General features: G+C 70.6%; 11 protein-coding genes. 4 read left to right on the top strand and 7 right to left on the bottom strand.

The window, feature by feature from the left end; genetic code table 11:
• The 6 genes from AC1D12_RS15355 to AC1D12_RS15330 form a co-directional block, all read right to left on the bottom strand.
• Window positions 1-575, bottom strand: a 575-nt coding sequence (locus tag AC1D12_RS15355; RefSeq protein ID WP_477841312.1) for an amino acid ABC transporter permease, incomplete at its 3' end; no start/stop codon positions are given.
• Entirely contained in the window at window positions 533-1,279 is a 747-nt protein-coding gene (locus AC1D12_RS15350; protein WP_477841310.1) for an amino acid ABC transporter permease, read from the bottom strand. The genes AC1D12_RS15350 and AC1D12_RS15355, both read right to left, overlap by 43 nt.
• A complete protein-coding gene (locus AC1D12_RS15345) occupies window positions 1,272-2,489 on the bottom strand; it encodes an aminotransferase class I/II-fold pyridoxal phosphate-dependent enzyme (protein ID WP_477828560.1) in 1,218 nt (405 codons plus the stop codon). The genes AC1D12_RS15350 and AC1D12_RS15345 overlap by 8 nt, the downstream gene beginning before the upstream one ends.
• Window positions 2,490-2,495: 6 nt before the next feature.
• Entirely contained in the window at window positions 2,496-3,299 is an 804-nt protein-coding gene (locus tag AC1D12_RS15340; RefSeq protein WP_477828561.1) for a transporter substrate-binding domain-containing protein, read from the bottom strand.
• Between the two features lie 14 nt (window positions 3,300-3,313).
• A complete protein-coding gene (locus AC1D12_RS15335) occupies window positions 3,314-4,135 on the bottom strand; it encodes a transporter substrate-binding domain-containing protein (protein ID WP_477841308.1) in 822 nt (273 codons plus the stop codon).
• A gap of 202 nt (window positions 4,136-4,337) precedes the next feature.
• Complete coding sequence (locus tag AC1D12_RS15330) at window positions 4,338-5,264, bottom strand: LysR substrate-binding domain-containing protein (RefSeq protein ID WP_477841306.1); 927 nt, start codon at window positions 5,262-5,264, stop codon at window positions 4,338-4,340.
• A gap of 119 nt (window positions 5,265-5,383) precedes the next feature.
• On the opposite strand from AC1D12_RS15330, the gene AC1D12_RS15325 reads away from it, so the two are divergent.
• The 3 genes from AC1D12_RS15325 to AC1D12_RS15315 are packed head-to-tail and all read left to right on the top strand — an operon-like array spanning window position 5,384 to window position 7,602.
• Complete coding sequence (locus tag AC1D12_RS15325) at window positions 5,384-5,968, top strand: RNA polymerase sigma factor (protein ID WP_477827411.1); 585 nt, start codon at window positions 5,384-5,386, stop codon at window positions 5,966-5,968.
• Window positions 5,969-5,980: 12 nt separating this feature from the next.
• Window positions 5,981-6,367 carry a hypothetical protein gene (locus tag AC1D12_RS15320; protein ID WP_477827410.1) on the top strand — a complete coding sequence of 129 codons (387 nt, stop codon included), beginning with the start codon at window positions 5,981-5,983 and terminating at the stop codon, window positions 6,365-6,367.
• Window positions 6,364-7,602, top strand: coding sequence for an MFS transporter (locus tag AC1D12_RS15315; RefSeq protein WP_477841304.1), 1,239 nt, complete (start codon window positions 6,364-6,366; stop codon window positions 7,600-7,602). Before AC1D12_RS15320 ends, AC1D12_RS15315 begins: the two co-directional genes overlap by 4 nt.
• On the opposite strand, the gene AC1D12_RS15310 is transcribed toward AC1D12_RS15315, so the two are convergent.
• Entirely contained in the window at window positions 7,559-8,986 is a 1,428-nt protein-coding gene (locus AC1D12_RS15310; RefSeq protein ID WP_477841302.1) for an MFS transporter, read from the bottom strand. The two genes, AC1D12_RS15315 and AC1D12_RS15310, sit on opposite strands and share 44 nt — an antisense overlap.
• A gap of 140 nt (window positions 8,987-9,126) precedes the next feature.
• On the opposite strand from AC1D12_RS15310, the gene AC1D12_RS15305 reads away from it, so the two are divergent.
• On the top strand, window positions 9,127-9,559 hold a 433-nt coding region (locus tag AC1D12_RS15305; protein ID WP_477841300.1), incomplete at its 3' end, for a LysR family transcriptional regulator.

The following is a 9,559-nucleotide window of genomic DNA, read 5'->3' as shown; positions in this document are numbered from 1 at the left end:
GTGTCGACCAGGTCGTGCACGCCCACCAGCGACGCGAGCGAGGTGCTCATCGCGATGCTCGCGTACAGGTTCATCCACGGCGGCAGCATGCGGCGCAGGCACTGCGGCAGGATCACGACGCGGAACACCTGGGCGCGCCGCATCGCGAGCGATTGCGCGGCCTCCCACTGTGCGGAGGGAATCGACTGCACCGCGCCGCGGAAGATCTCGGCCACGTTGGCGCTGGTCGGCAGCGCGAGACCCAGCACCACCTTCAGCCAGTCGGGGAACGGCAGCCGCCACGCGGCCGGGCCGATCTCGAACGGGAACACGTAGGTCGTGAAATAGATCAGCACCAGCACCGGCGCATTGCGGAACAGCTGCACCCACACTCGTGTGAAGCCCCGCAGCAGCGCTGCGTGCGACAGCGAGGCGGCGCCGATCACCAACCCGACCAGCGTGCCCAGCGCCACCGCCAGCAGGCTGATGCCGATGTTGGCGGCCATGCCGTGCAGCAGCGCAGGCATCCATTGCCACAGGTGCTCCAGCGCCGTCATTGCCCGTATCCCGGCATGCGCAAGCGCCCTTCCAGCCAGCGCCCGGCCCGAGCCACCGCCCAGGTCAGCGCGCCGAAGTACAGCAGGATCAGCAGCAGCAGTTCCAGCACGTTGTCGCGGTTGGTCCAGATCATGATCGACTCGTAGGTCACGTCCCCGACCGCGATCGCCGAGGCCACCGCCGTCATCTTCACCAGGTCGACCACGTTGTTCACCAGCGACGGCAGCGCAAAGCGCAGCGCGAGCGGCATCTCGATGCGCCACAGCAGATGGCGCCGGCTGAAGCCGAGTGAGCGTGCTGCCTCCAGCATGGCCGCCGGCACCGCCTGGATGCCGGCGCGCAGCGCCTCGGCATGGAACGCACCCTTGTGCAGAGAGACGACGATGAAGACCCAGACGAACGGCGTCAGCGGGTTGCCGGCGCCGAACTGCCTGAACTGCTGCGTGATCAGCATGTTCAGCACCAGGAAAGCGCAGTACAGCTGCACGAGGGTCGGCGTGTTGCGCGTCACCTCGACGAAGGCGCGTGCCGGCACGGCCAGCCAGGCGCGCCCGCTGGTCAGCGCCGCGGCGAGCGCGATGCCCACCGCGAGGCTGCCGGGGATCACCGCCACGCACAGCTCCAGCGTGACGCCCATGCCACGCAGGAAGGCCGAGCGCTCGCCCGCATCCAGCACGAACGCGTAGTTCAGCCCGAGCGGCTTCAGCGCCGCGACGGCAGCCTGCAGCAGCGCGTCAGCCATGCCGGCCTTCCGGCAGCGCGGCCACGGCCTCGGCGATGCGCCGCACCGCGTCGTGCAGCACCTCGTCGGCCGCAGCGGTCGACAGGCGGATGTACGGCGACAGCCCGAACGACGCGCCGTCGACGACCGCGACACCGGCCTCGTCCAGCAGCCAGTCGGTCACGTCGGCATCGGTGCGCAGTACGCGGCCACCGGCGCTGCGGCGCCCGATCAGGCCGCCGACATGCACGAACGCGAAGAAGGCACCTTGCGGCGGCAGCAGTTGCAGCCCCGGCACGCGCGCCAGCCCGTCGACGACGATGTCGCGCCGACGGTGGTAGGCGGCAGCCGCCTCGCGCACGAAACCCTGGTCGCCCTCGATCGCGGCCAGCGCCGCGGCCTGGCTGATCGCGCTCGGTGCCGACGACACCTGCGACTGCAGTGCCGTCATCGCCTGCGCAAGCGGCAGCGGCGCGATGCCCCAGCCGACGCGCCAGCCTGTCATCGCATAGGTCTTCGACGCGCCGTTGACGAGCACGGTGCGCGGCGCCAGGTCGGGCGCCAGCACCAGCAGGTGGCGCGCCGGCGCGTCGTCGAAGCGGATGTGTTCGTAGATCTCGTCGAGCACGACGACGACCTGCGGATGCGCGCGCAGCACCTCGGCCAGCGCGAGCCAGTCGGCCTCGCCGTAGACCGCGCCGCTCGGGTTGCCCGGCGAGTTCAGGATCAGCACGCGGGTGCGTGGCGTCAGCGCCGCGGCGAGCTGCGCGGCCGTCAGCTTGAAGCCGCTGGCCGGCGTGGTCGCCACGATCACCGGCTTCGCATCGCACAGCAGCACCATGTCGATGAAGGCCGGCCAGTACGGCGCCGGCACGATCGCCTCGTCGCCGGGGTCGAGCGTCGCGGCCAGCGCCTGGTAGAGCACCTGCTTCGCGCCGTTCGAGACGACGACCTGCGCCGGAGTCACATCCAGGCCCTGCGCACGCGCGAGCTGCGCTGCGATCGCCTGGCGCAGCGGCGCGATGCCCGGCATCGCGGTGTAGCGCGTCTGGCCGCCCTCGATCGCGGCGATGCCGGCCGCACGCACCGGCGCCGGCGTATCGAAATCGGGCTCGCCGGAGGTCAGCACGAGGATGTCGCGGCCCTGCGCGGCGAGGTCCTTCGCGCGCTGGCCGGCGGCAGCATTCGGCGACAGGCGGATGCGCCGGACGCGTTTCGACAGTTGCAGCATGTCGGGTCAGGCAGGCGTCTTGCGGAACTGCTCGTGCAGCTCCTTCAGCTTGCGAGTCGGCGGCATGCCGTTGCGCTTGCCGACCTCGATCAGCCAGCCGCTGCGGTGCCATTGCTGCACGATGCGGTCGATCGCCGCGCGGGTGTCGCCCTCGCCCTTGCGCACCCAGATCACCGACGGCGACGGGATCAGGTCGCCGGGCAGCGGCAGCTCGTAGTCGGTCCACTCGGGGCTGGTGGCCAGCAGGTGCTGCAGCGTCGGGCTGACGTGCACGGCGGCCACGCAGTTGCCGCCGCGCAACGCGAGCTGCGATTCGGGCTGGCCGCGGAAGGCCTTGACCTGCGCGCCGTACAGCTCCTCCAGCGGCTTCGTGAAATTGGAGCCCTGCGAGACGCACACCGTCTTGCCGCGCAGGTCGGCCCAGCTCTTCAGCCCCGCGCCCTTGCGGGCGATCGCGGCACCGCCGACCTCTTCGAACGGCGTCGGCACGAAATCGAGGATCTCGGCGCGCTCGGCCGTCCACTGCATGTTGGCGATCAGGATGTCGACCTTGCCGGATTGCAGGAACTGCACGCGGTTCGACGGCTGCACCTGCACCGTCTCGACGCCGACCTTCAGGCCGGCCGCGACGGCCTCGGCCAGCTCGACGTTGTAGCCGACGTGCTTTTGCGTCGCCGGATCGATGCTGCCGAACGGCGGGCCCGACAGCACGACGCCGACGATGAGCTTGCCGCGGCTGCGCAGCTTGTCGAGCGTGGCATCGGCCTGTGCAGGCAGTGCCACTGCGAAGGCCGCCAGCGCGGCCGCCATGAGGGCCAGGCGCTTCACGGCGCGGCCTTCAGCTTCGCGTGCAGCTCGGGCAGCAGCGGGTTCGGCGGCGTGATGCCCAGGCGCTTCTCGGTGTCGATCAGCCAGCCGCTGCGGTGCCAGCCCTGCACCACCTTGTCGATCGCGGCGATGGTGTCGGTCTCGCCCTTGCGGACCCAGATCACCGACAGCGCCGGGTTCAGCTCGGGCAGCGGCGCGGCGTAGTCCTTCCACTCGGGGTTGTCCTTCAGCAGCGGGTTGAGCAGCGTGGTGTCGTGCACCGCGGCGATGCAGTTGCCGCCGCGCAACGCGAGCAGCGATTCGGACGAGCCCTTGAAGCCCTTCACCTGCGCGCCGTACAGCTCGGTGAGCGGCTTCGCGTAGCTGCTGCCCTGCGACAGGCACACCGGTTTGCCGCGCAGGTCTTCCCAACGCTGGATGCCGCTGCTCTTCAGCACCGCCGCGGTGCCGCCGACGCGGTAGTGCGGCGTCGGCGCGTAGCCGAGGATCTCGATGCGCTCGGGCGTCAGCTCCATCGCGGCGATCAGCGCATCGACCTTGCCGGCCTGCAGGAACTGCACGCGGTTGGACGGCAGCACCTGCACCGCCTCCAGCTGCGCGCCGAGGCCGCGTGCCAGTTCGCGGGCCAGCTCCGGATTCCAGCCGACGAAGCGTTGCGTGGCCGGATCGATCRCGCCGAACGGGCCGCCGCTGATCATCACGCCGACGACGATGCGGCCTTCCTTGCGGATCTTGTCCAGCGTGGCGTCGGCTTGGGCCGCACCGGTGGCCAGGGCGAGCGCGCCGACAGCGAGGCGTGCGAGCGAAGCGAGGGTCATGGGGAGGTCCGTTGGGGAGCGTGGATGTGGAGGCGCATCGTAGGAAGCAGGCCGGTCGCCGTGAACCTTGCACGGCTCATATGCTTATGAATGAAGGCGTTGCGACGGGTGGCGATCGCCATCAGAACGCGTGCAAGTGATTGATCTGCAATGCATGGGATGTCGACCGATGCAGCCATGCCCTGCCCCGACACATCAGCGTTCACGATGTTTTCGCCTGCCGCGCTGATGCATTGGCACGCGCCCCACTCGCCGGCAGGCTGCGCGTGTTCCGGATCAGCTCGAAGGCCTGGCGCGCGACCGGGTTCGCGGTGTTCGGCCGCACCCACAGGTGGTAGCTGACCTCGGGCAGGCGCRGCAGGCCGTCGGATTCGCCGAGCACCCGCAGTTCGGGGCCGAGCAGTTCCATGCTGCGCGCGGTGACACCCAGGCCGGCCAGCAATGCGGCCTTCACGCCGATCAGGTTCGACGACGAGTACGACAGCCGCCACGGCACGCGGGCGCGGTCCAGCGCCTCGAGCGCGAGGCGGCGGAAGATGCTCGGCTCGTCGATCAGGATCAGCGGCAGCGGCTCGCGCGGCGACGGCTTGAACTGCAGCGCGCTGAGCCACACCGTCGGCGAGCGGTGCAGCAGGATGCCTTCGAGGGCCCTGTCCTCGCGGGTCGAGATCGTCATGTCGAGTTCGCCGCGCTGCAGCGACTCCATCAGGTGCGGGCTGCGGCCGACGTTGATCTCCAGCCGCAGGTGCGGCGACGAGCGCGCGATGCGCCCGAGCAGGCCCGGCAGCAGCGTGTCGGCCACGTCGTGCGGCGMGCCKATGCGCAGCGAGCCGCGCAGCCCGCTGTCGGCCAGCGTGTGCACCGCCTCGTCGTTCAGCGCGAGCATTTCGCGCGCATAGCGCAGCAACTGCCGGCCGGGGTCGGTCAGCAGCTTCTGGCGGCCCTCCTTCTGGAACAGCGGCAGGCCGGCCTGCAGCTCCAGCCGCTGGATCTGCTGCGTGACCGCCGACTGCGTGCGCCCGAGCCGCGTGCCGCCCGCGGCGAAGCTGCCGGCATCGACGACCGCGACGAAGCTGCGCAGCAGCTCGAGGTCGAAGGTGGCGGGTGCGCGTGGGGATGGGCTGGACATGGGGCTGCGGTGGAAGCGGCCGGGGACGGTAGCTGCCACGGCGCCGGCCGGGAACGACCGTGTGCGCAGATCGATATGCGGCCGCACAATATCCCGCCGCCTGGAACGTCTTCCCAGGCATGGATCCGCCAACGCCCCCTGCCCTCGTGACCGCACCCGACCCCGATCACGAGCAAGACATCACCGCCACCGTGCGCCGCGAGTCCGGCCGGCTCGGCGCGTTCATCCGGCACCGCGTGGCTGACCCGACCGACGCCGAAGACATCCTGCAGGACGTGCTCGAGGAGTTCGTCGAGGCGTACCGGTTGCCGTCAGCGATCGAGCAGGTGAGCGCCTGGCTGTTCCAGGTGGCGCGCAACCGCATCGTCGACCGCTTCCGCAAGAAGCGCGAGGAGCCGCTGGTCGACAGCGGCGATCCGGACGACACGGACATGCGGCTGGACCTGGCGCTGCCTGACCCGGACGGCGGGCCGGAGGCGGCCTATGCGCGATCGGTGCTGCTGGGCACGTTGCAACAGGCGCTCGACGACCTGCCGGCCAACCAGCGCGAGGTGTTCGTCGCGCACGAGCTCGACGGCCTCAGTTTCAAGGAGATGGCTACGCAGACCGGCGTGCCGCTCAACACCTTGCTCGCCCGCAAGCGCTACGCGGTGCTCTACCTGCGCTCGCGGCTGCAACCCATCTACGACGAATTGGACGATTGAAGGAGAACGATGATGAGATTCAAGGCCATGTTTTTCGGGCGCTTCGTGCTGGGCCTGGTCGCAATCGCCGCGCTGGGCGGTGTCGTGATGGCACTGTGGAATGCGGTGATCCCCGGGCTGCTGGCCGGTGCGCAGGCGATCGACTACCCGCATGCGCTGGGCCTGCTGGTGCTGTGCCGCATCCTGTTCGGCGGCTTCCGCGGCTATGGTGGCTGGCACGGCGGCTGGCACGGCCATCGGTTCGGCCACCGCTTCGGGCACCGGTCCGGCGGACGCTGCGGCCCCGACTGGCACGCGATGACACCTGAAGAGCGCGAGCAGTTCCGCCGCGGAATTCGCCCTGACAATCGCCCCGACACCCGCCCGCCCGCCGACGCCCGCACCGGAGCCCCTGAATGAGCACTCCTTCCCTCGCGCCCCCGGCGCCGCCGCAGGCCTTCTCGCCGTACCAGAAGGTGGTGCTGGGGCTGCTCGCGTTCCTGCAGTTCGCGGTCATCCTCGACTTCATGTTGATGGCGCCGCTCGGCGCGCTGATCATGCCGGCGCTGTCGATCACGCCGAAGCAGTTCGGGCTCGTCGTCTCGGCCTATGCGTTCAGCGCCGGTGCGGCCGGGCTGYTGACGGCCGGTTTCGCGGACCGCTTCGACCGCAAGAAGCTGCTGCTGTTCTTCTACACCGGCTTCGTGCTGGGCACGCTGTGGTGCGGGCTGTCACCCACCTTCGAGAGCCTGCTGGCAGCGCGCATCGTCACCGGCCTGTTCGGCGGCGTGATCGGCTCGATCGTGCTCGCGATTGCCACCGACCTGTTCCCGGCGTCGATGCGCGGGCGCGTGATGGGCCTGATCCAGACCGCGTTCGCGGCCAGCCAGGTGCTGGGCCTGCCGGCCGGGCTGTACCTGTCGAGCCGGTGGGACTGGCACATGCCCTTCTTCGCGATGGCCGCGCTCGGCCTGGTGGGCGGGCTGGTGGTGGCCTGGCGGCTGCAGCCGGTGGATGCGCACCTGAAACTGCCGCAGGAGCGTGGCGCCTTCAGCCACCTGCTGCACACGGTGACCGTGCCGCGCCACCTGCTGGCGTTCGCGACGACCGCGCTGCTGACCACCGGCGGCTTCATGCTGATGCCGTTCAGCAGTGCCTTCACCGTCAACAACCTGGGCATCAGCATGCACAGCCTGCCGACGATCTACCTGGTGACGGGGCTGTGCACCATCGTGTTCGGGCCGCTGATCGGGCGGGCCGCCGACAGGTTCGGCAAGTTCCGCGTGTTCACGGTGGGCACGCTGCTGTCGATGACGATGGTGGAGATCTACACGCACCTCGACCCGGTGCCGCTGCCGGTGCTGATCGCGGTCAACGCGGTGCTGTTCGTCGGCATCTTCTCGCGGATGATCCCGTTCCAGGCCATCGTGGCGGGCGTTCCGACACCGGCGCAGCGCGGCGCGTTCAACGCGATCAGCGCGTCGGTGCAGCAGTTGTCGGGCGGCGTCGCGTCGGTGATCGCCGGCCACATCGTCACGCTGGGGGCCGACGGCCGGCTGCAGCATTTCGACCGGATCGGGCACGTCGTGGTGGGCGCGTCGATCGTGTCGTTCATGCTGCTGTGGCGCTTGCAGAAGAGCGTCGCAGCAGGCTGATCACGGCGGCGGCCAGCGCAGCCACCGCCCCGAGCGCCAGGCCCCAGTGCACCGCGCTCACCGACGGCAGCAGCGCGAACAGCAGCCCGATCGACAGGCTGCCGAGCGTCTGCCCGGTCAGCCGCGCGGTGCCCTGCGCACCGCCGGCCGCGCCGCTGCGCTCCTTCGGCGCGGCGAGCAGCATGTTCTGGTTGTTGGGTGTCTGGAAGAACCCGAAGCCGAGGCCCGTCAGGCTCGTGAAGATCACCATCGGCAGCCAGGGGTCGCCGTGAACCGGCCAGGCGGCGCACAGCGCCAGGCCGAGCGAGAGGCAGGCCCCGCCGATGGCGCAGAGCCACGCGGTCGGCACGCCGCGCCGGGCCAGGCGCGCCGACAAGGGCGCGGCCACCATCACCGCCAGCGGCCACGGCGTCATCAGCAGGCCGGTGGCGGCCACACCCAGGCCCAGCTCGTGCTGGAAGTAGAACGGCAGCGACACGTAGCCGATCATCTGCCCGGTGAAGCAGCACACCGACGCGATGACCGAGATGCGGAACGACGGCACCCGCAGAAGATCGAGCGGGATCAGCGGCGCCGCCTTCGGCATCTCGCGCCGCACCAGCAGCACCAGCGAAACGGCCGACACGGCGAGCAAGGCCGCGCCGTACCACGGAAACGACGGCAGCCAGTCGCTGCCCAGCACGAAGGCGGCGAACATCAGCGCGTTGAGCGCGATGCTGGCGATGTCGAGGCGGCGCCCGGTACCGGGCGGGTTCGGCAGCCCGGCACAGGCGGCCAGCACCAACGCGCCGACCGGCAGGTTCACCGCGAACAGCCACGGCCAGCTCGCGACCGACAGCAAGGCCGCGCCGACGGCCGGCCCGGCCGCCGAGGCGCCCGCCACCGTCAGCGCGTTCCAGGCGATCGCCTGGCCCAGCAAGCGGCGCGGATAGGTGAAGCGCAGCAGTGCCAGCCCCAGCGGCATCACCGCCGCGCTGCCCAGGCCCTGCAGGCATCGGGCCGCGACCAGCCAGGGCAGCGACGGCGCCAGCGCACACAGCACCGACGCCACGGTGAACAGCGCGATCCCGGCGGTGAAGACGCGGCGGTAGCCCAGCCGCTCGCCGACGGCAGACGCGGGCAGCAGGAACATCACGATCGCCAGCTGGTAGGCGGTGACGATCCAGACCGCGTCGGCCGGCGCGGCGTGCAGCTGCTGCGCGATGCTGGGCAGGGCGACGTTGGCGATCGCGCCGTCGAGCACCACCAGCACGATCGCGCCGAGGATCGCGGCGACCGCCGCGTAGCGCCTTGGCAGCGGCAGGCCGTCGAGCTCGTTGTCTGCGCTGGAATCGGCGCGGTGAGGGACCGGGGACGAGTTGGATTCGAGGACGGTGGATGACATGGCTGGTGGACCGGAGGGGGACGCTCGATCGCGCCACGTCAGCATAGGTCGACGACCCCGGCCGCCACAGAGCGTGGCGCGCATCTTGTTCCTGCATGCGGCGCCGGATCGACACCGCCAAACCATGCTAGGTTCAGCGGATGCCCGCTGACATCGACCTCAATCTTCTCATTGCGTTGAATGCCTTGCTCTCGGAGGGCAGCGTCTCCCGGGCGGCCGAGCGGCTGGGGCTGAGCGAATCGGCGATGAGCCGCACGCTGGCACGGCTGCGCGAAGCGACGGGTGACGAGCTGCTGGTGCGTGCGGGCCGGGCGATGGTGCCGACCCCGCGGGCGCTGGCGTTGCGCGAGCAGGTGAAGGCCCTGGTCGACGAAGCGGCTGCCGTGCTGCAGCCGGCCGGGCCCGACCTGGACCTGGGCACGCTCGGGCGCCTGTTCACCATCCGGGCCAATGACGGCTTCACCGAGGCCTTCGCGCACCTGCTGGCGGCACGCACCGCGCGCGACGCGCCCGGCGTGCGGCTGCGTTTCGCGCCCAAGCCCGACAAGGATGTGCGCCCGCTGCGCGAGGGCC

Source organism: Rhizobacter sp. P1_G5, from assembly GCF_056405435.1.
Note: the sequence above shows the minus strand (reverse complement) of the source record. Positions and strands in the feature narration are given on the sequence as shown.

Coding starts and splice junctions, on each gene's coding strand:
- AC1D12_RS15350 (WP_477841310.1), bottom strand. CDS start 1,279: ATGGCTGACGCGCTGCTGCAGGCTGCCGTCGCGGCGCTGAAGCCGCTC.
- AC1D12_RS15345 (WP_477828560.1), bottom strand. CDS start 2,489: ATGCTGCAACTGTCGAAACGCGTCCGGCGCATCCGCCTGTCGCCGAAT.
- AC1D12_RS15340 (WP_477828561.1), bottom strand. CDS start 3,299: ATGGCGGCCGCGCTGGCGGCCTTCGCAGTGGCACTGCCTGCACAGGCC.
- AC1D12_RS15325 (WP_477827411.1), top strand. CDS start 5,384: ATGGATCCGCCAACGCCCCCTGCCCTCGTGACCGCACCCGACCCCGAT.
- AC1D12_RS15320 (WP_477827410.1), top strand. CDS start 5,981: ATGAGATTCAAGGCCATGTTTTTCGGGCGCTTCGTGCTGGGCCTGGTC.
- AC1D12_RS15310 (WP_477841302.1), bottom strand. CDS start 8,986: ATGTCATCCACCGTCCTCGAATCCAACTCGTCCCCGGTCCCTCACCGC.